This window comes from Streptomyces sp. NPDC050704, from assembly GCF_040654355.1.
Taxonomy (GTDB): Bacteria; Actinomycetota; Actinomycetes; order Streptomycetales; family Streptomycetaceae; genus Streptomyces.
Window position 1 is genome coordinate 36,255 of the sequence record NZ_JBFAHW010000010.1, and the last position, 19,859, is coordinate 56,113.

A 19,859-nucleotide genomic window follows, 5' to 3' on the forward strand; every position below is an offset into this window, starting at 1 on the left:
GCTGCGGTCGGCTTCTTCACATCGCACGTCAAACGAGGGGAACAGCATGCGAGCTCTCACGAAGGCACTCGTCAGTGTCACGGCCGCGGTCGGGATCGCCGCCAGCGGCCTGGCGACCGCGGGCACGGCCATGGCGGCTCCCGCGTCGGCCCAGCAGCAGGCGGCGAGCGCCGAGGTCGGCACGCTCGCGGTGGTCAACCTGGGGCTGGACACCGCCCATGCGAAGAGCTGGCAGTGCTACCTGCGCACCGTGGGCGCCGAGTACAGCCCCGGCACGATCGACGGGGAGCTGGGCACGGACAGCTGGAAGGCGGCGCAGCGACTGTTCAGGGACCTCGACTACTACGACGATTCCATCGACGGAATCGTCGGACCCAACACGATCATGGGGCTGCAGAGCTTCCTGAACTGGATCGGCCAATACACCGGCGACGACTACAACCTTGACGTCGACGGGATCGCCGGACCGGCGACCAAGGCCGCGTTCTGGGACTTCGCCCGCACTGACCGCTGCTGAGCCGACCCGCCCACCGCGCACACGCCGCGGCCCGCCCTCCCCTGAGGGGAGGGCGGGCCGCGTGCCGTGTCCCGACGCCACTCACCATCACGCACGGAAAGTGAAGGAACCATGCGCTCTCGCCCGACCACGGCTCGTCTCGCCGCCACCGCCGGCGCACTCGCCACCGCCGTCCTTTCCGGTATGGCCCTTGCGCCCTCAGCCGCGGCGGCTGGCGCCTACCCGACCTGCAACACGTACAAGAACGTCAGTGGGCACAAGGTTCCCGCCTACGGACAGCCGACACCCATCCTGAACTGCAACCTCGTCCTCAACCCCAGCAAGTCCAACGAGGCCGTGAAAGTCCTCCAGACCAGCCTGAACAACTGCCACAACTTCAATCTTGCCGTCGACGGCTACTACGGCAGAGAGACCTTCCTCGCCGTCGAATCCATCCAGGTGACCTACCTCGGGGAAGCCGACGCCGACGGCTACTACGGCCCTCAGACCCGAGAGGTCATGAAGCACTGGGGCATCAGCGGCTGCAGCAGGATCTGACGCAGCCCGACGCCGGGCTGACTGCGGAAAGCCGACGCAAGGAGGGGCCGACTCCACCGAGCCGGCCTCTCCTTCGTGCGTTCCGCCCTCGGTCCTTCCGCCCTCGGTCCTTCCCGGTACGGCCGCGGTGGGGCTTGAAAAAAGGGTCGGACAAGTGATCGGGTTACACTCACCGCCGGCAACAGGGGCCCCAACGGGCATGACAGGCACAGGGGGAGGCCGCGATGGCGGTGAATTCGAAGAAGCTCGCCATGTACGTGGTCGTGGTCTTCGTGCTGTACGTGATCATCACCGACCCCGGCAAGGCCGCCGACTACGTCCAGATAGGGTTCGAGGGCATTTCGAATGCCGCTCAGGCCGTCGGTGACTTCATGACCTGGATCGCCAACGGGGCCAAGGACTAGTACCGAGGACTGGCACCGAGGACTGGCGCCGAAGCCCGGAACCAAGGACTGGAGCCGAGGTGAGCGGTCGCCGCCGCGTCCCCTGGGAGTGCCCTTGATCCGCCACCTGGTCCTCTTCAAGCTCAACGAGGGCGTCGAGCGCGACGATCCACGTGTCGTCGAGGGCGTCGCCGCCTTCCGCGCTCTCGACGGGCAGATTCCCGAACTGAAGTTCTGGGAGTGCGACTGGAACATCACCGACCGCCCCATCGCGTACGACTTCGCGATCAACTCGGCGGTCGAGGACACGGACGCGCTCAAGCGGTACATCGAGCACCCGGCGCACCAGGCGGGCGTCGCGCTGTGGCGGGAGTTCGCCACGTGGGTGATCGCCGACTACGAGTTCTGAGCCGCCCCACACGCTCTCCCGCGGCCCCTCGCCTGAACGGCGGGGGGCTGTTTCGCGCCTCGGACCCGCCTCCCCGGTCCCAACTCACGCTCAACACGGTGTTATGCGGTGCTTGCACACAGTGCACATGTCTTGTGATGCTATGACCGCTTTTGACAGATGAGTTGACGCTTTCGTTTGACGGATTTCGTACGGACCTGAATTTTGACGGGTTGACGGACCCAGAGGTGGAGTTGACCGTGCCGGCCAGTACTGCGCCTCAAGCACCGCCCCAGCAGCAGAAGCCACAGGAGGTCGAAAGGCTCGACGAGCCCGACGGCCCCCAGGAACCCGGCCCGCAGCGGCGCCGCGGCGCCGACACCCGGGCCCTGACGCAGGTGCTCTTCGGCAGGCTCAAGGACCTCGTGCCGGGCAGCCCCGAGCACGGCCGTGTGCGGGCCGCGCTGATCGAGGCCAACCTCCCGCTCGTCCGGTACGCCGCCGCCCGCTTCCGCAGCCGCAACGAGCCCATGGAGGACGTCGTCCAGGTCGGGACCATCGGGCTGATCAACGCCATCGACCGCTTCGACCCGGACCGGGGCGTGCAGTTCCCGACCTTCGCGATGCCCACGGTCATCGGCGAGATCAAGCGGTACTTCCGCGACAACGTCCGCACGGTCCACGTACCGCGCCGGCTGCACGAGTTGTGGGTGCAGGTGAACAGCGCGACCGAGGACCTGACGACGGCCTTCGGGCGGATCCCCACCACCGGTGAGATCGCCGAGCGGCTGCGGATCACCGAGGAGGAGGTCCTGACCTGCATCGAGGCCGGACGCTCCTACCACGCGACCTCACTGGAGGCCGCCCAGGAGGGCGACGGACTGCCCGGGCTGCTCGACCGGCTCGGCTTCGAGGACCCGGCGCTGGACGGCGTGGAGCACCGCGACCTCGTACGGCACCTCCTCGTCCAGCTGCCCGAACGGGAGCAGCGCATCCTGCTGCTGCGCTACTACAGCAATCTGACGCAGTCACAGATCAGTGCCGAACTGGGCGTCTCCCAGATGCATGTGTCAAGGCTGCTGGCCCGAAGCTTCGCCCGGCTGCGATCCGCAAACAGGATCGAGGCGTAGCTCGCGAGAGCGAATCGCTCCGAAGGCCATTTCCCGTCGTTTCTACGTCGAAAAACCGTCAGACCCCTGTTTTCCAGGGCCTATTCACCCTCTTCATGTCGACATGTCACTACAGCGTGTTGCCGACATGTGACATTCTTCCGGTGACGCGTTTGCCGCAGCCCCACCTCCGGTATTCAGGTGGAGGCTGCGTTCCTTCGACGGGAGCGTCCGCCGCGACCGTCCGCGACCCAAAGGGGGTGGCATGTCCGCAGACCAGGGCAGCTCGAAGGTGCTCACGCTCACGAAGAGCGACCAGGCGCCCGACGCGCTTCACGGTGTCGTTATCGATGGACCGGCCGTTCCGGTCCCGGAGGCTCCGGCCTTCCCGCCGACCCCGGAAGTCATCGACACCCGCACCCTGTCCCGCTCCCTGTTCCTGCGGCTCGCCGCACTCGACGTGAACAGCCCCGAGCGTGCCTATGTACGGGACACACTCATCGAGCTCAACCTCCCGCTGGTGCGTTACGCGTCCGCCCGTTTCCGGTCGCGCAACGAGCCGATGGAGGACATCGTCCAGGTCGGCACGATCGGCCTGATCAAGGCGATCGACCGCTTCGACTGCGAACGCGGGGTGGAGTTCCCGACGTTCGCGATGCCGACGATCGTGGGCGAGATCAAGCGGTTCTTCCGGGACACGTCGTGGTCGGTGCGTGTGCCGCGCCGCCTCCAGGAGCTGCGGCTCGCGCTGACCAAGGCCAGCGACGAGCTCTCGCAGAAGCTGGACCGCTCGCCCACGGTCGCCGAACTCGCGGTCGTGCTGGGCGTGTCCGAGGAGGACGTCGTCGACGGCCTCGCGGTCGGCAACGCGTACACGGCCTCGTCGCTGGACTCGCCGGCCCCCGAGGACGACGGCGGCGAGGGCTCCCTCGCGGACCGCCTCGGGTACGAGGACACCGCGCTGGACGGTGTCGAGTACCGCGAGTCCCTGAAGCCCCTGCTCGCCAAGCTGCCGCCCCGCGAGCGACAGATCATCATGCTCCGCTTCTTCGCGAACATGACGCAGTCGCAGATCGGCGAGGAGGTCGGCATCTCGCAGATGCACGTCTCCCGGCTGCTCACGCGGACGCTGTCCCAACTGCGGGAAGGCCTCATCTCCGACTGAGCGCTCCGCGGAGGGTTCATGACCAGGGGTTCATAATTGACGGGTCGTCAGCCACACTGGCGCGATGCGTCGACGGTTGAGCCGAGAGTCGATACGTGGTCGCCGAGGTGCCCTTGTGGGTGCCTCGGCGGCTGTGGTCTGTGTGGGTGGAGTGCTCGCCGCCTCCGGCAACGGGAGCGACGGGCCGCCCGGTTACGTCGCAGTGGAGCGCCCACTGCCCAGCGGAGCGGTGGCGCCCACGGGAGACGTCGCGCTGGTGCCGCTGAAGGAACCGTCGGCGACGCCAGCCCCGTCAGCACCCAATTCACCTGCGGAGTCCGGCAGTTCAGGGACGACCGACGCCCCCGGAAGCGGGAGCGGCTCATCGGCGTCCGGGGCGACCGCCGTACCGGAAGCCCCTGGCAGCGGTCGTACGACGTCTCCGAGCGGAGGCGACTCGGGCCCCACGAGCGGGAGTTCCGGCCCTGGATCAGGAGCCGGCACCGGCCCCGGGACCGGCACCCCAGCACGTCCCGCCGAGCCCGAGCCCGGGCCCGCCGCGCTCTCCGTCGGCGACCCGGAACGGAAGCCCGCCGACAAGCGCTGGTGCGAGAAGGTCACGGTCGGCTTCCACAACACCGGTGGCACGACGGTGCGTTCGGGCACGGTGACCTTCGGAACGCACATCATCGGCGCCCTCGGAATCGACTGGGCGACCATCAAGTCGACCGAGAAGCTTCCCGCGCCGATCGCCCCGGGCGCGAAGGAGAAGAAGACCTGGACGGTGTGCGTCGAGGCGTGGCGCGTACCGCTGGGCATGCACGTCGAGACTCAGGACGTCGAGGTGAAGTGGAAGTAGTCTCGCTGCCCGGCAGGCGGGGGTGGCCCCTCTCGGGTCACCCGGACTTCACCCGACGTATCAACCCGGCCAGCGCCTCGCGAGTGAGGGTGAGTATGTGGACGGGGGCTTCGCTCTCGCGGAGAAGCAGGGCGTCGCTGCGAGCGGCGACCTCGACGCAGTTGGGGGCGTCTCCCCCGTCGGAGAACGACGACTTCTGCCAACGAAAGCAGGAAGAACGCCGCCATACTGGAAACGCTGGCCCGCGGGTTGCTGTCGTTCGACAAGGCCACCGTCAAGTACTGGTTCGAGGTGTTGGAAGTCGGTCTGGAGAACACTCCGGCCAGGAAGAAATGGAGAGAGCTGATGTCGGTCATCACGAACTTCCCGGGCCGGGGAACCCTCTTCGAAGAGACGTACCTGGAGGGTAAGGCCGACGGCGAAGCCAAGGGGGAAGCTAAGGCAATCCTGCGCGTGCTGGAGAAGCGCGGCGTCCCGGTCCCGGATGAAATCCGCCAGCGCGTTTCCGACTGCACCGACTTCGACGCGCTGGGCCGCTGGCTCGACCAGGCCGTCACGGTCAGCAACGCCGAGGACCTGTTCTCCGAGGACCCGGAGGACTCCGAGGCCCCGGAGAGCGGCCCCGCCCAAGCCTGATCCGCTCGGCACGCGAACGCGACGACACCGAGGGCGCTCGGAAGGCGACAGCCTCCGGGCGCCCTGCGCTGCTCTCGGTACCGACGGCCGGCGTGGTGCCGGGTGGCCGGGTAGACCGCTGCGTCAGGCCAGCGCGAGCCAGGCCACCGCGGCCACGATCACGACGGCCACGATCACGCCGATGATCAGGCCCATGTTGGGACCCTTGGGGGCTGCCTGCTGCTGACGGCTCTGCGGGTCGTCGACGAACGCTCGGAACATCTGGGTGCTACCCGCGGGGTCGTTGGTGCCCTCGGGGCCCTGGGTGTTTGCCATGGGGCAGGACCCTAGCGAATGTTTGGGGGTCACCCAAGTGGCGGGGCCCCGGGCGAGGGTGCCCCTTCCCGGGGGATCCGCCCAGAGGCCGCCCGCCCCGGACCCCCGCTGTCGGGCTGAACGGCCTGGTCCTTGAGCTCCCCGGCTCCCGGCTGCCCACCAGCGCCCACCAGCGCCCACCAGCAGGTTTACATTCGCCAATACTTGCCTTTGCCAAGGTTTTAGGCCTAGGCGCCCCACTTTCATTTGCCTGCAACAACCAACAGTTTCTATGGTTGCCTGAAGCAACAAAGAGGACAGTGGAGCAGTGGAAGAGGGAGGTGCGATGGCCGCTCGGCGTCAGTACGAGGAGCTGGCTCGGCAGCTCAGTGCCATCGGCGCTGTGAAGCGGGGCCTGGGCCGGGTGCTCCCGCACGAGTGCCCCGCCGGGTCCGCCGCGGTGCTCACGCTGCTCGACCGGCACGGCGAGATGCGGATGAGCCGGCTCGCGGAGCTGCTCGCCATCGACATGTCCGTGACGAGCCGGCACGTGGCGCACGTCGCGGAGCGCGGCTGGATCGACCGGTCCCCCGACCCCGCCGACAAGCGGTCGCGCATCCTGCGGCTCACCCCCGCCGGACGGGACATGCTCGCCGAGCTCTCCGAGCGTTATATGAGCGCGCTCGCCCACTACTTGGCGGACTGGTCCGACGACGAGGTCGACCAGCTCAACACCCTGCTCGGACGGCTGCGCGACAGCTTCGGCGACTGCCGGCCCCTGCCGGCAGTACCGGCGCCGAAGCCCAAATCGGTACCTACGCCGACGCCGACCGAGCGGACCACCCGTACACCCGTATGAAGCAACACAGGAAAAGGAAGCCCATGGCTACGACCACACCAGCCGGTGTGCGGGGCTCACACGCCAAGCACGGAGGAGGCGCCCACGACGGCGCTCCCATGTCGCACCGGCAGATCATGGAGGCGCTGACCGGGCTGCTGCTCGGCATGTTCGTCGCGATCCTGTCGTCGACGATCGTGTCCAACGCCCTGCCCGACATCATCAACGACCTCGGCGGCGGGCAGAGCGCCTACACCTGGGTGGTGACCGCGTCACTCCTGACGATGACCGCGTCCACCCCGCTGTGGGGCAAGCTCGCCGACCTCTTCTCCAAGAAGCTGCTCGTCCAGCTGGCCCTGGTCATCTTCGTGGCCGGTTCGGCCGCGGCGGGCCTGTCCCAGAACACCGGCATGCTCATCGCGTGCCGCGCGATCCAGGGCATCGGCATGGGCGGTCTGACCGCGCTCGCCCAGATCATCATGGCGGCGATGATCTCCCCGCGTGAGCGCGGCCGGTACAGCGGCTACCTCGGCGCCACCTTCGCTACCGCAATGGTCGGCGGCCCGCTGATCGGCGGTGTCATCACCGACACCAGCTGGCTCGGCTGGCGCTGGACCTTCTACGTCGGCGTGCCCTTCGCCGTGATAGCCCTGATCGTGCTGCAGAAGACCCTGCACCTGCCGGTCCTCAAGCGCGAGGCCAAGGTCGACTGGGCCGGCGCCTTCTTCATCACCGCCGCGGTCTCCCTGCTGCTGGTCTGGGTGACCTTCGCCGGGGACAAGTACGACTGGGTGTCCACGCAGACCTACGCGATGGTCGGCGGCACGGTCGTGCTCTTCGCGGTCTTCGTCCTCGTCGAGACGAAGGCGCGCGAACCGATCATCCCGCTGCGGCTGTTCCGCAACCGCACCATCACGCTGGCCTCGATCGCCGCCCTCTTCGTCGGCATCGCCATGTACGTGGGCGTCATCTTCTTCAGCCAGTACTTCCAGCTGGCCCGCGACGAGTCGCCGACCATGTCCGGCGTCATGACCATCCCGATGATCGCCGGCCTCGCCATCGCCTCCACGGTCTCCGGCCAGTTCATCTCCCGGACCGGCCGGTGGAAGGGCTGGCTGCTCGCCGGCGGTGTGCTGCTGACGGCCGGGCTCGGGCTGCTGGGCACCATCCGGTACGACACCCCGTACTGGAGGGTCTCGATCTTCATGGCCCTGCTGGGCCTCGGCGTCGGCATGATGATGCAGAACCTGGTGCTGTGCACGCAGAACCAGGTGGAGCCCAGCGACCTGGGTGCCGCCAGCTCCACGGTGAACTTCTTCCGCTCGCTGGGCAGTGCGGTGGGCGTCTCCGCCTTCGGCGCGGTACTGGCCCACCGGATCACGGACTACGTCAAGGACGGGGCGTCCGCCCTCGACCCGAAGTCCGCCGCCGCGCTCACCGGTTCCAGCTCGTCCAGCAGCATCCCGGACATGAACTCGCTGCCGGGGCCGGTCCGCACGCTCGTGGAGAGCGCCTACGGCCACGGCATCGCGGACGTGTTCCTCTACGTCGCGCCGGCCGCGCTGCTCGCCCTTCTCGTCTGCCTCTTCATCAAGGAGGTCCCGCTGCGGACCAAGGGCGGACTGGCTCAGGCCGCGCAGGGCACGGAAGGCACAGCAGGGACTCCGGCGGCGGCCGCGGGCGCCGCCCCGGTCGAGGCTGCCGTCCCGGCCGGGCAGAAGGTGCCGAGCTGGGCCGCCGCCTCTTCGGTCTCTCCGGACTCGCACGCCTCTTCGGTCTCTTCGACGGAAGCCGGTCCCGAAGGCATCGGCACCGGCACGCAGCGGCTCGCCGCCGTCGCCACCGTGGCCGTCGACGAGTCCGCTCCCGGCGGCGGGAGCGGCGGGATCCCCGTGCACGGTTTCGTGCGCGGCGCCGAGAGCGCGCCCGTGCCCCGGGCCGCCGTCACGCTGATCTCCCTCGCGGGCCGTCAGCTGGGCCGCTCGGTCGCGCAGGGCGACGGTGCCTACGCGGTGGACGCGCCCGGCACGGGTTCGTACGTGCTGATCGCCTCCGCCGACGGGTTCCAGCCGCAGGCCTCGACGGTCGTCGTGAACGGTGAGCCGCTCGCGTACGACATCCTGCTGAGCGGCACGAGCGGGCTCAGCGGTCTGGTGAAGGACGCCGACAGCGGGAAGCCGGTCGTGGGTGCCATGGTCATCGTGACGGATGTGCGCGGTGATGTGCTGGCCACCGGGACCACCGGTGAGCAGGGCGAGTTCACCTTCGCCGAGCTGATTCCGGGTCCCGTGACCGTCGCGGTGAACGCCGCCGGGCACCGGCCCTCCGCCCTGATGGTGGAGGTCGGCGGCACCGGGGTCACCCGGGTCGAGGTCGAGCTCAGCTCCGGCGCACGGGTGCACGGCGTCGTACGGGCGCCGGGCGGGCCGCTGGGCGACGCCCGGGTCACGCTCGTCGACGCGGCGGGCAACGTGGTCGGCTCCGCCACCACCGGGGCGGACGGGGCGTACGCCTTCGCCGACCTGGACAGCGGGGAGTACACCGTCATCGCGACGGGGTACCCGCCGGTGGCCACGGCGCTGACCGTCAGCGGGCGTGGCGTCGACGGCCACGACATCGAACTCGCCCACCCCGGCGAGTAGTTCGGACCCCGGCCCGTGAAACGCGTCCAGAGCGGAGGCGCGCTTCACGGGCCGGTTTCATCGCGCATCGCATGGAGTTACGCGCAGTTACGAGGAGTTAGGTGAAATGGGACTGACCGCACGCATCCGTACGCGGGACGGCTGGGCCGTGTCGCACGCGGTCGTCACGATGACCGACATGACCGGCGCGCAGGTGGTGCGGGCCGAGGCCGACGGCGAAGGTGTCGTGCGGGACGCGACCGCCCTGGCGCCCGGCGCGTACACCGTGATCGTCACGGCGGTCGGGTACGCGCCCGTCGCCTCCAGCGCGATCGTCACGGCGAGCGGGCGGGCCGAGACCGGCACCGTGACCCTCGCCCGGCTGGGCGGCACCGAGCTGCCGCCGCCCGGCCCCTGGACCGTCGACCCGGCGCACTCCTCCGTGAGCGCCGTCGCCCAGCATCTGGGGATCTCCAGCGTGCACGGGCGGTTCACCGAGTTCGCGGCCTCGATCGAGATCGCGCCCGACGAGGTCGCCAAGTCCCGGGTGGAGGCGGTGATCCGGGCCGACTCGATCGACACGGGGAACGGGATGCGGGACACCCACCTCAAGTCGCCGGACTTCCTGGGCGTCGGGACGTACCCGGAGATCACCTACCGCTCGACGGGCCTGGCCCCGGCCGGTTCCGACCGCTGGACCGTGCACGGCGAACTGACCATGCACGGGGTCGTACGACCGGTCGACCTGGACCTCGCCTACCTCGGTACGGGACCCGACCCCTGGGGCGGGACGCGCGCGGCCTTCCGGGCCACCGCCGAGCTGCACCGCGAGGACTTCGCCATGAACTACAACCAGGTGGTGCAGGCGGGCATCGCGGCGATCGGTACGACGCTGAGGGTGGAGTTGGACATCCAGGCGGTGCAGGGGGAGTCCCTGCCGCAGGGGTAGGCGTGGCGTGGCCGGCCACAGGCGTAGGACCAGCGGGGTCAGGCTGATCGGGACGCCAGGACTCTAGGCTGGTGCCATGGCACCGAACATCGCAACGAACACCTCTGTATCGCTGGACGAACTGCTCGACTTCGTACGCCCCCGCCACCGCGCGATCCTGCTCACCCGCAGGGCCGACGGCAGCCCTCAGGGCTCACCCCTGACCTGCGGAGTCGACGACTCGGGCCGTATCTCCGTCTCGACCTACCCAGAGCGGGCCAAGACCCGCAATGCGAAGCGGGACGAGCGCGTCAGCCTCATCGTCCTGAGCGACGAGTGGAACGGGCCCTGGGTCCAGATCGACGGCACGGCCGAGGTCATCGACCCGCCGGACTCCGTCGAGCCGCTCGTCGAGTACTACCGGAACATCGCCGGTGAACACCCGGACTGGGACGAGTACCGGGAGGCGATGATCAAGCAGGGCAAGTCGATCATCAGGGTCACCCCGGAGAAGTGGGGCCCGGTGGCGACGGGCGGCTTCCCGGCAAGGCTGGCGCCACAGGATTAGCACCGTAAGGGGCCGCGCCCCCTTTAGGGGCGCGGGGAACTGCGCGCCCAGCCCCCACCGGGCCCGCACATAACTCACTGCCCTTCGCGAAGCACCATCGCCTCGATCCCCGAGATCACCAGGTCCAGGGCGAAGTGGAAGTCCCGCTCGTACATCTCCTCCACCGTGCGCCCGCCCCGGGCCTGCATCATCTCCTCGGAGTCCTGAAGGACGTCGTCCAGCCCGGGCGCCCCCTTGAGCGCACTCATGGCCTGCTGGAAGTACTCGTCCGGAGTCACCCCCGCGGCGGCCGACCGCTGGATGGAATGACCTTCGATCGTGCCGAACCCGTACACGAACTGGAAGACCGCCGCGATGGCCCCCGAAAGCCCGTGCGTGGGCAGCCCGGTCCTGCGGATCACCCGCTGCACGGTGCGTGAGAAGGCGACCGAGTTCGGCCCGATGTTGAGGAACGTGCCGACGAGCGGCGACACCCAGGGGTGCCGCACGAGCAGGTCCCGGTAGCCGGAGGCGAGTGTGCGGAGCTGGTCGCGCCAGTCCCCGGCCGACTCCGACTTCGGGTCCGGGTCCTGGTCCTGGTCCGGCAGGCCCAGTTCGCCGAAGACCGCGTCGAGGGCGAGCTCCAGGAGGTCGTCCTTCGTGTCGACGTACCAGTAGACGGACATCGCGGTCACGTTCAGCTCGGCGGCCAGCCGCCGCATGGAGAACCCGGCCAGCCCCTCGGCGTCGAGCAGCCGTACCGTGACCTCGGTGATCCGGTCGCGATCGAGAGACGACGGCTGGCCACCCCGGGCGGCCCCGCTCCGCCGGGCCTTGCCCTCCAGCCAGACACTGGTCCGCGCCGGACGCTCGGCCCGGTCGGCTGCCCTCACCATGGCGCACCTTCCTCGGAATTCCTACGGAGAGGGGTGCCCCGGAACACCGGGGTCCGCCCTTCCCTGATGCTAAGCGGGCCTCACGCCGACGCCGTCACCGCGGAGTCTGTCCGTTCGGCCCGTTCGGCCCGCCGCAGCAACTCCGCCGCCAGGAGTCCGCCGAGCAGCACGGCCACCGCGCCCACCAGCTGGCTGGTCTCCAGGCCGGAGGAGAACGCGTCCGTGATCCGCGCCCGCTCGTCCGCCGACTCCGCGGCGGCGAGCGCCGCCGGGAGGGAGGCCGCGGCGACCGGGATCAGCGCGGCGAACCGGGAGTTGAGGACCGCGCCGAGCACCGCCACGCCGAGGCCGTTGCCGAACTCGGCGAGCGTGCCGTTGACGCCCGCGCCGACGCCCGCCTTCTCCCGGGGGATCGCGCTCATGATGGCGTGCGCCATAGCGGGGTTGGCGACCGCGCAGCCCGCGCCGATGAGCAGCAGCCCGAGCAGGGTGCCGGCGTAACCGCTGCCGGCGAGGGTGGCGATCGCCACCAGGCCGCCCGACATCAGCACCATGCCGAGGGCGATCGACACCGGCGTGCCCAGCTTCACGGTCCACTTCGCCGACAGGCCGGTGAAGTTGAGGGCCACCACGGTCAGCGCGAGCGGCGCCGTGCGCAGACCCGCCTCCAACGGCCCGTATCCCAGGACGAATTGAAGGTGCTGGGTCAGCAGGAAGAGCGCGCCGCCCATGCCGAAGGTGATGAGGACCGCGCCCGCGACCGCACCCGTGAAGCGGCGGTCCCTGAAGAAGTGCAGGTCGAGCATGGGGTACGGGATCCGGCTCTCCCAGTACGCGAAGGCGCCGAGGACGGCGATGGCCATGGCCGCCGTCAGCAGTACGCGGCCGGAGGTCCAGCCGTGTTCCGGGCCCGAGATGATCGCGTACACGAGAGCCGTCATGCCGATCGTGGAGAGCAGGGCGCCGAGGAGGTCGGGGCGGTCGCCGCGGGGGTTCTTGGACTCGGGTACGAGGGCCACGACCGCGCACAGGGCCAAGGCCACCACCGGCAGGTTGATCAGGAAGATCGCGCCCCACCAGAAGTGGTCGAGCATGAAGCCGCCGAGCAGCGGTCCGGCCGCGAAGCCGAGTGCGTTGACCGCGCTCCAGATACCGATGGCCCGCGGCTGCTCCTCGGGCGTGAAGATCTGCATCGCGACGGCGAGCGTGGTGGTGAGCAGAAGTGCGCCGCCGACACCCATGCCCGCGCGGGCGGCGATCAACTGCCCGGTGGTGTCGGCGAGTCCGGCGATCAGCGAACCGATGCCGAACAGGACGAGACCGGAGACCAGCATCTTCTTGCGGCCGTAGCGGTCGGCCGCGCTGCCCGCGCTGAGCAGCAGGCCGGACTGCACGAGCGAGTACGCGTTGATCATCCACTGAATGTCGGCGGTGCCCGCGCCCAACTCCTCGGTGAGGGAGGGGATCGCGACGTTCAGCACGGTGTTGTCGAGCAGCACGGTGAGCTGCGCGAGACAGATGACACCGAGGATCAGCCAGCGCTGGGGATGGCCCTGGTGGTTCTGGCGGTCCTGGCGGTCCTGGCGGTCCTTGTGGCCTTGCGAAGAGGGCATGGGCGACGACATGACGTACAGCGTAGAACAGATCCTATACGGCGTACAACGCATCGCACAGGGCGGTGGCCCGGGCTTGAGTGCCCGGGCCACCGCCTTCACCAGGAGCCTTCGGCTAGCTCGTCGGCTGTGTCAGGTCGTAGAAGGTGGCCGAACCCGCCGTCACCTCCTTGAAGTTCTCCTGGACCCACTCGCTGATCTGGGACGAGGTGCCGGAGCTGTTGCCCCCGCCGCCCATGCCGCCGCCTGCGATGAAGTAGTGGATCTTCCCGTCCGTCACGTACTGCTTGAACTCGGCCAGGGTCGGTGACGGGTCGCTGCCGTTGAAGCCGCCGATCGCCATCACCGGGTCGCCGGTGGAGAGCTGGTAGCTCGCGGCGTTCTGGGCGCCGATGGCGGCGGCGGCCCAGGTGTAGTCACCGGCGTTCTTCTCCAGGAGCGCCTTGGCCTCGGAGTCGACGGTCGCGCCGTTGAGCAGACCGCCCATGCCGCCACCGCCGGCCATGCGTCCGCCGTCGGCCGTTCCGCCGCCGCGCTGCGTCTGGCCGTTCTGCCCGTTCTGGCCGGTCTGCCCGTTCTGGCCTGTCTGGCCGTTCTGGCCGCCGCCGGGGAAGCCGCCGGTCGGGGGCCGGCCCGTGCCGCCGCCAGGCTGGTTCTGGCCTGTGCCGCCCTGCTGGTTCTGGCCGGGCATTCCGCCGCCGGGGAAGCCACCGCCGCCACCGGGACCGCCGCCCCGGCCGCCCATGCCGCCCGAGACAGCCGGTCCTGCCGTCACGATCGAGCCGGTGTGGCCCTCGTTCAGCGTGGTGAGGGTGTACGCCGTCGGGCCCGCGAGGGACGCGACGAAGCTCAACCCGACCACGGCCAGGGCGAGTCGGCGCCCGAGTCGCGAGACGAAGACCAGGCCGAGGGCCGCGACCAGGCCGCCTACCAGGACCAGCCACTTCAGCCAGGGCAGGTAGTCGGAGGAGCGGTTGAGGAGGACGTACCCCCAGACCGCGGTGGCCGTCGTCGCGGCCGCCAGGGTGAGCGAGACCCACATCCGGTTGCGCTCTTCCCACAGCACGCTCGCGCCCATGCCGATCACGGCGGCGATGTACGGGGCCAGGGCCACGGTGTAGTAGTCGTGGAAGATGCCCTGCATGTAGCTGAAGATCACCATGGTGATGAGCAGCGAGCCGCCCCAGGCGAGGAACGCGGCACGGGCCGTGTCGGTCCGCTTGGCCTTCCAGGTGAGGACGACGGCGGCCACGAGCATGATCAGGGCCGTCGGGATCAGCCAGGAGATCTGGCCGCCGCTGGTGGAGCTGAACATCCGGTCCCAGCCGGTCTCGCCCCAGCCGCGGCCCGCGCCGCCGCCGACGCTGCCGGTCTCCTCGCCGTTGATACGGCCCAAGCCGTTGTAGCCGAAGGTCAGTTCAAGGAAGGAGTTGTTCTGCGAGCCGCCGATGTACGGGCGGGAGGAAGCGGGCCACAGTTCGACGACGGCCACCCACCAGCCGCCCGCGACGACCATCGCGAGGCCCGCGAGGAGGACCTGGCCGATGCGCTTGCGCAGGGTCGTCGGGGCGAAGACCACGTAGACGAGGGCGAGCGGCGGGAGGATCAGGAACGCCTGGAGCGTCTTCACCAGGAAGGCGAGGCCGATCGCGGCACCCGCCCACAGCAGCCACTTCGTCTCGGCCTTCTCCATCGCCCGCAGCACGCAGTAGACGGTGACGGCCATGAGCAGCGCGAGGGCCGCGTCCGGGTTGTTGAAGCGGAACATCAGCGCGGCGACGGGTGTGAGCGCGAAGACCGCCATCGTGATGAGCCCGGCCGCGGCGTTGAACCGGCGGCGCACGGCCCCGTACAGCACGCCCGCCGTGGCGACGGCCATCAGCACCTGCGGGAACAGGATCGCGAAGGAGTTCAGGCCGAGCAGCCGTACCGACAGCGCCATCGGCCACAGCGAGGCCGGGGGCTTGTCGACGGTGATGGCGTTGGCCGAGTCGAGCGAGCCGAAGAAGAAGGCCTTCCAGGACTGGCTGCCGGCCTGGACGGCCGCGGAGTAGAAGGAGTTGGCGTACCCGGAGGACGTGAGGTTCCAGGTGTACAGCGCGCCGATCAGCAGCAGCGTGCCGAGGAACGCGGGGCGCGTCCAGCGGTGGTCCTCGGGCCGCCCGCGCCACAGGCGCCGCGCGAGGGGCTGCTTGGGGCTGCCGTCCTCGGGGCCCACCGGCGGGGTGACCCCGGGCTCCTGTACGGCGGTTGAACCCTGTACGCCCAGTGCGCCCGGAGAGCCCGGTGAGCCCGGCGGTCCCCAGGTGGGACTCGCGCCCCCGGCGGGGCCGAAGTCCCCCTGATGGGTCGTGTCGGGCTGGGTCGTCGTCATCGTGCGTTCCTCGAATCGTGGTCGTTCGGGCGCACCGGCTGCATCCGCGTCGTCGCGTCTTCCCAGGTGCGGTCGTCGTCGTACGGGGACGGGGACGGGGACGGAGGCGGAGATGGAGACGGCGACTGAGGCGCCGTCGCGTAAACGGGCGCGGCGGAGGTGCGGGCGGCCGGGGCGTGAGTGACCGGGCCGTGAGTGACCGGGGTATGGGCGGTCGGGGTGTGGGAGGCCGGGGCATGGGCGGCCGGGGCGTGGGTGGCGACGACGGTCGAAGGTGTGTCGTCGGTCCGGTCCGGGAACACCCAGGCCCGGAAGAGCAGGAACCGCAGCACGGTGGCCGCGAGGTTGGCGGCGATCAGCACCGCCAGTTCGGTGGCGTGCGCCGGTTCGGCCGTCGCCGCGTTCAGGGCGGCGAGCGAACCGCTGGTGAGGGCGAGTCCGATGCCGAAGACGACCAGGCCCTGCGCCTGGTGCCGGACGGCGTCTCCCCGGCCGCGGACACCGAAGGTCAGGCGTCGGTTGGCCGCCGTGTTGGCGACCGCCGAGACGAGCAGGGCGAGCGCGTTGGCGATCTGCGAACCCGAGAACGTACGGAAGCCGCTGTAGAGCACCAGGTAGAACAGCGTGGACAGGACGCCCACGACACAGAAGCCGACGAGCTGGCGGGCCAGCCCCGTAGGTACGCCGCCGATCTCGCGGTCGCGCGGGTCGTCGCCGAAGGGCCGGGCGAGCCGGTCCAGCGGGAGTGAGCCGGTGGCGAGGGCACGTCCCACGCGCCACACGCCCTTCAGGTCGTCGGTCGCGGTCCGCACGATGTGGACGGTCGAGTCGGGGTCGTCGACCCAGTCGACCGGCACCTCGTGGATGCGCAGTCCGGCCCGTTCGGCGAGGACCAGCAACTCGGTGTCGAAGAACCAGCCGGAGTCCTCGACGAGCGGCAGCAGCACCTGCGCGACATCACGCCGGATCGCCTTGAAACCGCACTGCGCGTCGGAGAAGCGGGCCTGCAGCGAGCCCCGCAGGATCAGGTTGTAGCTGCGGGAGATGAACTCCCGCTTGGCGCCCCGCACCACGCGGGAGGACCGGGCGAGCCGGGAGCCGATCGCCAGGTCCGAGTGGCCGGAGATCAGCGGGGCGACCAGCGGGAGAAGAGCGTTGAGGTCGGTGGACAGGTCCACGTCCATGTAGGCGAGGACCGGCGCGTCGGACGTGGACCAGACGGTGCGCAGCGCCCGGCCGCGGCCCTTCTGCTCCAGCCGGTAGGCCCTGACCTCGGGGATGTCCGCCGCCAGCCGCGCCGCCACCAGCGGTGTGGTGTCCGTGGACGCGTTGTCCGCGATGGTGATGCGGAACGCGTACGGGAAGGTGCGGGCGAGGTGCTCGTGCAGTCTGAGCACACACGGCTGGAGGTCCTTCTCCTCGTTGTAGACGGGGATCACTACGTCCAGGACAGGCGTACCGGCAGTTCCGGCCGGGAGGTGCTCCCGCGCCGGCAGGTTGCCGGGAGAAGGTTCGGTTTGCATGACGACGACTGTCGTCAAGCGCCCTGTCGCACCCATGTGGTCGTGCTGTGGTGCGGCTGTGGGTACGGTTGGGAATTCGTTTACGGCATGAAGGACGCATGAGAGTCGCGCGCTTCGAAGGTGCCGAATGCGCCGGATACGCCGGATACGCCGAGTACGTCGAAGGCCTGGGACGCTTCGGGCCCGAGCGCGGGCAGGTGCACGGTGAAGACCGTGCGTCCGGGCACGCTGTCGACGGTCACGGCACCGTCGTGCGCGGCCACGACGGCCTGCACGATGGCGAGTCCGAGCCCGGTCGATCCTGAGACGCGCGAACGCGAGGAGTCGCCTCGCGCGAACCGTTCGAAGACGTGCGGCAGGAGGTCCGGCGGGATGCCCTGGCCGTCGTCCTGGACGTCCACGCAGATCCAGTGACCCTGCCGGCGCACGCGCGCGGTCACCGTCGTACCCGGTGGTGTGTGCGTACGCGCGTTCGCGAACAGGTTCACCATGACCTGCTGGACGCGGGCGGCGTCGGCCGACACGAGGGCTGGTTCGTCGGGCAGTTCGAGCCGCCAGTTGTGCTCCCGGCCGGCCGCGCGCGCGTCGCTCACGGCGTCCACGACCAGCGGGGAGAGGTCGGTGTGCTCGTAGCTCAGGGGCCGGCCGGCGTCCAGCCGCGCGAGCAGCAGCAGGTCCTCGACGAGGCCCGTCATCCGTCCGGCCTCGGACTCGATCCGGCCCAGCGCGTGCCGGGTGTCGGGCCCTGTCTGCTCTCTGCCGCGTCTGGTCAGCTCGGCGTATCCGCGGATGGAGGCCAGCGGCGTACGCAGCTCATGGCTGGCGTCCGCGACGAACTGCCGTACCCGCGTCTCGCTCTCCTGGCGTGAGTGCAGGGCACCGTGGACGTGGTCGAGCATGCGGTTGAGCGCGGCGCCGACCTGTCCGACCTCCGTGTGGGTGTCGGTCTCGGACTCCGGGACACGCTCGTTGAGGGTCACCTCGCCGCTGTGCAGCGGGAGTTCGGAGACGCGGGTGGCGGTGGCGGCGACCCGGCGCAGGGGGCGCAGGGCGACAGTGACCATGGCCGCGCCGGCCAGCGAGGCGGCGACCAGACCGGCCGCGGTGACACTGACCTCGACGATGATCAGGGTGCTGAGGGTCTCTTCGACGTCCTCGGTCGGCAGACCGACGTAGTACGACCCGTGCGCGCCCGAGGCGTACTGGACGCGGTACTCGCCCAGGCCCGGGATATCCACGGTGTGCGGCTTGCGGTCGGTCGGCACCTCGGCGAGCTTGGCCAGCTGCTCCTTGGTGAGCTGGTCGGCATCGGTCTGCCGCATGGCGCTGTCGCTGCTCGTGGTCTCCTTGCTGACCACCGCGCGTGAGACCTCGCCGTCGGTTCCGACGACGGCACCGATGGTGCCCAGCTGCTGCGGGCCCTTGGTGACGAAGGCGAGGGGGTCGTCGTCCCACTTGTCCTTCAACTCATCTGCGACACCGGCCGGGAGTCGGGGCGGCCCGGACGCACGGTCGGCCACGGCGGTGACCGAGTCGTCCAACTGGTCGTAGAGATGCGTCCGCAGCGCGATCGTCGTCACCGTGCCGATGACGGCGCACACCACCGCGATGAGCGCGACCGCGGAGACGACGAGCCGGGTGCGCAGGGTGCGCGGCTGTCGTCGCCTCTGCGCATGCGGCCGTCGTCGCCCGCTCATGACGCGGCGGGCTTGATCAGGTAACCGGCGCCGCGCCGAGTGTGGATCATGGGCTCGCGACCAGCGTCTATCTTCCGGCGCAGGTACGAGATGTAGAGCTCGACGACGTTGGCCTGGCCGCCGAAGTCGTACGACCACACGCGGTCGAGGATCTGCGCCTTGCTGAGCACCCGGCGCGGATTGCGCATCAGGAAGCGCAGCAGCTCGAACTCGGTCGCGGTGAGGTGGATGTTGTCGCCGGCCCGCGCCACCTCGTGACTGTCCTCGTCGAGGGTGAGGTCCCCGACTACGAGCGTGGAGTCGGAACGCCGGTCGGCGGCGCCGGAGCGGCGGATCAGGCCGCGCAGCCGCGCCACCACCTCTTCGAGGCTGAAGGGCTTGGTGACGTAGTCGTCGCCGCCGGCCGTGAGGCCCGCGATCCGGTCCTCGACCGCGTCCTTCGCGGTCAGGAAGAGAATGGGCACGTCGGGCAGGTCCCGGCGCAGCCGCCCGAGGACGGTCAGCCCATCCATGTCGGGCAGCATCATGTCGAGCACCACGGCGTCGGGCCGGAACTCGCGGGCGGTCTGCACCGCACCGGTTCCGTCACCCGCGCTGCGGATCTGCCAGCCTTCGTAGCGAAGGGCCATGGACAGCAGCTCGGTGATCGACAGCTCGTCGTCCACCACAAGCACGCGGACGGGGCTCCCGTCCGGCCTCAGCAGTTCGGTGCGCCCCTGGGGCGAGGTCGTGGTCATAGCCCACACATTGGTGGGCGGCTCTGAGAGCACGCTTTTGGGAAGCTGTGAATTTCCTGAGAAACGCACAGGCGCCTCTCAGGGGACGCCTGGGAACTTCTGGGAACGCCTGGAACGCCTGGGGATTCCTTGCCCCGGTGTGCGGCGGTGGGGGAGGATCCGTCAGCCGCCGGATCATGGTGATCAGGGGTTGGCCTGTGGGGGCTGCTGTGGCTGGT

General features: G+C 69.8%; 19 protein-coding genes and 1 pseudogene. 12 read left to right on the plus strand and 8 right to left on the minus strand.

The window, feature by feature from the left end; genetic code table 11:
* The first annotated feature begins 46 nt into the window (after positions 1-46).
* The 7 genes from AB0I18_RS07645 (at position 47) to AB0I18_RS07675 (ending at position 4,937) form a co-directional block, all read left to right on the plus strand.
* The gene (locus tag AB0I18_RS07645; protein ID WP_363104459.1) at positions 47-517 is read left to right on the plus strand and encodes a peptidoglycan-binding domain-containing protein; all 471 of its coding nucleotides are present in this window, start codon (positions 47-49) and stop codon (positions 515-517) included.
* A 111-nt stretch (positions 518-628) separates the two neighbouring features.
* Positions 629-1,054: a peptidoglycan-binding domain-containing protein gene (locus tag AB0I18_RS07650; protein WP_363104460.1), complete on the plus strand. Its 426-nt coding sequence runs from the start codon at positions 629-631 to the stop codon at positions 1,052-1,054.
* 224 nt (positions 1,055-1,278) lie between these two features.
* Positions 1,279-1,458, plus strand: coding sequence for a hypothetical protein (locus AB0I18_RS07655; RefSeq protein ID WP_363104461.1), 180 nt, complete (start codon positions 1,279-1,281; stop codon positions 1,456-1,458).
* 94 nt (positions 1,459-1,552) lie between these two features.
* Positions 1,553-1,846 (plus strand): Dabb family protein, encoded by a 294-nt coding sequence (locus AB0I18_RS07660; protein ID WP_363104462.1) that lies wholly within the window; start codon positions 1,553-1,555, stop codon positions 1,844-1,846.
* A 239-nt stretch (positions 1,847-2,085) separates the two neighbouring features.
* Positions 2,086-2,955: an RNA polymerase sigma factor SigF gene (locus tag AB0I18_RS07665; RefSeq protein WP_363104463.1), complete on the plus strand. Its 870-nt coding sequence runs from the start codon at positions 2,086-2,088 to the stop codon at positions 2,953-2,955.
* A gap of 244 nt (positions 2,956-3,199) precedes the next feature.
* A complete protein-coding gene (locus AB0I18_RS07670; protein ID WP_363104464.1) occupies positions 3,200-4,099 on the plus strand; it encodes an RNA polymerase sigma factor SigF in 900 nt (299 codons plus the stop codon).
* A 115-nt stretch (positions 4,100-4,214) separates the two neighbouring features.
* Positions 4,215-4,937: a hypothetical protein gene (locus tag AB0I18_RS07675; protein ID WP_363104465.1), complete on the plus strand. Its 723-nt coding sequence runs from the start codon at positions 4,215-4,217 to the stop codon at positions 4,935-4,937.
* A gap of 37 nt (positions 4,938-4,974) precedes the next feature.
* Here the strand turns inward: AB0I18_RS07675 and AB0I18_RS07680 are convergent.
* Positions 4,975-5,082 (minus strand): annotated as a pseudogene (locus AB0I18_RS07680) (DUF397 domain-containing protein); the annotation flags it as partial.
* Positions 5,083-5,186: 104 nt separating this feature from the next.
* Here AB0I18_RS07680 and AB0I18_RS07685 point away from each other — a divergent pair.
* Entirely contained in the window at positions 5,187-5,573 is a 387-nt protein-coding gene (locus tag AB0I18_RS07685; RefSeq protein WP_363104466.1) for a hypothetical protein, read from the plus strand.
* 123 nt (positions 5,574-5,696) lie between these two features.
* Here AB0I18_RS07685 and AB0I18_RS07690 read toward each other — a convergent pair whose 3' ends face one another.
* Entirely contained in the window at positions 5,697-5,888 is a 192-nt protein-coding gene (locus tag AB0I18_RS07690) for a hypothetical protein (RefSeq protein ID WP_363104467.1), read from the minus strand.
* 325 nt (positions 5,889-6,213) lie between these two features.
* Between AB0I18_RS07690 and AB0I18_RS07695 the strand changes: the two genes are divergently transcribed.
* The 4 genes from AB0I18_RS07695 to AB0I18_RS07710 all read left to right on the plus strand — a co-directional run bounded on the left by AB0I18_RS07695 (position 6,214) and on the right by AB0I18_RS07710 (position 10,822).
* Complete coding sequence (locus AB0I18_RS07695) at positions 6,214-6,726, plus strand: MarR family transcriptional regulator (RefSeq protein WP_363104468.1); 513 nt, start codon at positions 6,214-6,216, stop codon at positions 6,724-6,726.
* Positions 6,727-6,749: 23 nt separating this feature from the next.
* Positions 6,750-9,347: an MFS transporter gene (locus AB0I18_RS07700; protein WP_363104469.1), complete on the plus strand. Its 2,598-nt coding sequence runs from the start codon at positions 6,750-6,752 to the stop codon at positions 9,345-9,347.
* A 106-nt stretch (positions 9,348-9,453) separates the two neighbouring features.
* A complete protein-coding gene (locus AB0I18_RS07705) occupies positions 9,454-10,275 on the plus strand; it encodes a YceI family protein (RefSeq protein ID WP_363104470.1) in 822 nt (273 codons plus the stop codon).
* Positions 10,276-10,351: 76 nt separating this feature from the next.
* Positions 10,352-10,822, plus strand: coding sequence for a PPOX class F420-dependent oxidoreductase (locus tag AB0I18_RS07710; RefSeq protein ID WP_363104471.1), 471 nt, complete (start codon positions 10,352-10,354; stop codon positions 10,820-10,822).
* Between the two features lie 74 nt (positions 10,823-10,896).
* On the opposite strand, the gene AB0I18_RS07715 is transcribed toward AB0I18_RS07710, so the two are convergent.
* The 6 genes from AB0I18_RS07715 to AB0I18_RS07740 form a co-directional block, all read right to left on the minus strand.
* Positions 10,897-11,697 (minus strand): TetR/AcrR family transcriptional regulator, encoded by an 801-nt coding sequence (locus AB0I18_RS07715; RefSeq protein ID WP_363104472.1) that lies wholly within the window; start codon positions 11,695-11,697, stop codon positions 10,897-10,899.
* A gap of 80 nt (positions 11,698-11,777) precedes the next feature.
* Positions 11,778-13,310: an MFS transporter gene (locus tag AB0I18_RS07720; protein ID WP_363104571.1), complete on the minus strand. Its 1,533-nt coding sequence runs from the start codon at positions 13,308-13,310 to the stop codon at positions 11,778-11,780.
* Between the two features lie 115 nt (positions 13,311-13,425).
* Complete coding sequence (locus AB0I18_RS07725) at positions 13,426-15,684, minus strand: glycosyltransferase family 39 protein (protein WP_363104473.1); 2,259 nt, start codon at positions 15,682-15,684, stop codon at positions 13,426-13,428.
* Positions 15,681-17,207, minus strand: a complete 1,527-nt coding sequence (locus AB0I18_RS07730) for a bifunctional glycosyltransferase family 2/GtrA family protein (protein ID WP_363104474.1) — start codon at positions 17,205-17,207, stop codon at positions 15,681-15,683. Before AB0I18_RS07730 ends, AB0I18_RS07725 begins: the two co-directional genes overlap by 4 nt.
* An 80-nt stretch (positions 17,208-17,287) precedes the next feature.
* The gene (locus AB0I18_RS07735) at positions 17,288-18,904 is read right to left on the minus strand and encodes a HAMP domain-containing sensor histidine kinase (RefSeq protein ID WP_363104475.1); all 1,617 of its coding nucleotides are present in this window, start codon (positions 18,902-18,904) and stop codon (positions 17,288-17,290) included.
* Positions 18,901-19,641 carry a response regulator transcription factor gene (locus AB0I18_RS07740; protein ID WP_363104476.1) on the minus strand — a complete coding sequence of 247 codons (741 nt, stop codon included), beginning with the start codon at positions 19,639-19,641 and terminating at the stop codon, positions 18,901-18,903. The genes AB0I18_RS07735 and AB0I18_RS07740 overlap by 4 nt, the downstream gene beginning before the upstream one ends.
* Positions 19,642-19,859 lie beyond the last annotated feature (218 nt).

Bases quoted from the DNA above. Each gene is read 5' to 3' on its own strand.
- AB0I18_RS07645 (WP_363104459.1), top strand. From the start codon at position 47: ATGCGAGCTCTCACGAAGGCACTCGTCAGTGTCACGGCCGCGGTCGGG.
- AB0I18_RS07650 (WP_363104460.1), top strand. From the start codon at position 629: ATGCGCTCTCGCCCGACCACGGCTCGTCTCGCCGCCACCGCCGGCGCA.
- AB0I18_RS07655 (WP_363104461.1), top strand. From the start codon at position 1,279: ATGGCGGTGAATTCGAAGAAGCTCGCCATGTACGTGGTCGTGGTCTTC.
- AB0I18_RS07670 (WP_363104464.1), top strand. From the start codon at position 3,200: ATGTCCGCAGACCAGGGCAGCTCGAAGGTGCTCACGCTCACGAAGAGC.
- AB0I18_RS07690 (WP_363104467.1), bottom strand. From the start codon at position 5,888: ATGGCAAACACCCAGGGCCCCGAGGGCACCAACGACCCCGCGGGTAGC.
- AB0I18_RS07695 (WP_363104468.1), top strand. From the start codon at position 6,214: ATGGCCGCTCGGCGTCAGTACGAGGAGCTGGCTCGGCAGCTCAGTGCC.
- AB0I18_RS07700 (WP_363104469.1), top strand. From the start codon at position 6,750: ATGGCTACGACCACACCAGCCGGTGTGCGGGGCTCACACGCCAAGCAC.
- AB0I18_RS07705 (WP_363104470.1), top strand. From the start codon at position 9,454: ATGGGACTGACCGCACGCATCCGTACGCGGGACGGCTGGGCCGTGTCG.
- AB0I18_RS07710 (WP_363104471.1), top strand. From the start codon at position 10,352: ATGGCACCGAACATCGCAACGAACACCTCTGTATCGCTGGACGAACTG.
- AB0I18_RS07715 (WP_363104472.1), bottom strand. From the start codon at position 11,697: ATGGTGAGGGCAGCCGACCGGGCCGAGCGTCCGGCGCGGACCAGTGTC.
- AB0I18_RS07720 (WP_363104571.1), bottom strand. From the start codon at position 13,310: ATGCCCTCTTCGCAAGGCCACAAGGACCGCCAGGACCGCCAGGACCGC.
- AB0I18_RS07725 (WP_363104473.1), bottom strand. From the start codon at position 15,684: ATGACGACGACCCAGCCCGACACGACCCATCAGGGGGACTTCGGCCCC.
- AB0I18_RS07730 (WP_363104474.1), bottom strand. From the start codon at position 17,207: ATGCAAACCGAACCTTCTCCCGGCAACCTGCCGGCGCGGGAGCACCTC.
- AB0I18_RS07735 (WP_363104475.1), bottom strand. From the start codon at position 18,904: ATGAGCGGGCGACGACGGCCGCATGCGCAGAGGCGACGACAGCCGCGC.
- AB0I18_RS07740 (WP_363104476.1), bottom strand. From the start codon at position 19,641: ATGACCACGACCTCGCCCCAGGGGCGCACCGAACTGCTGAGGCCGGAC.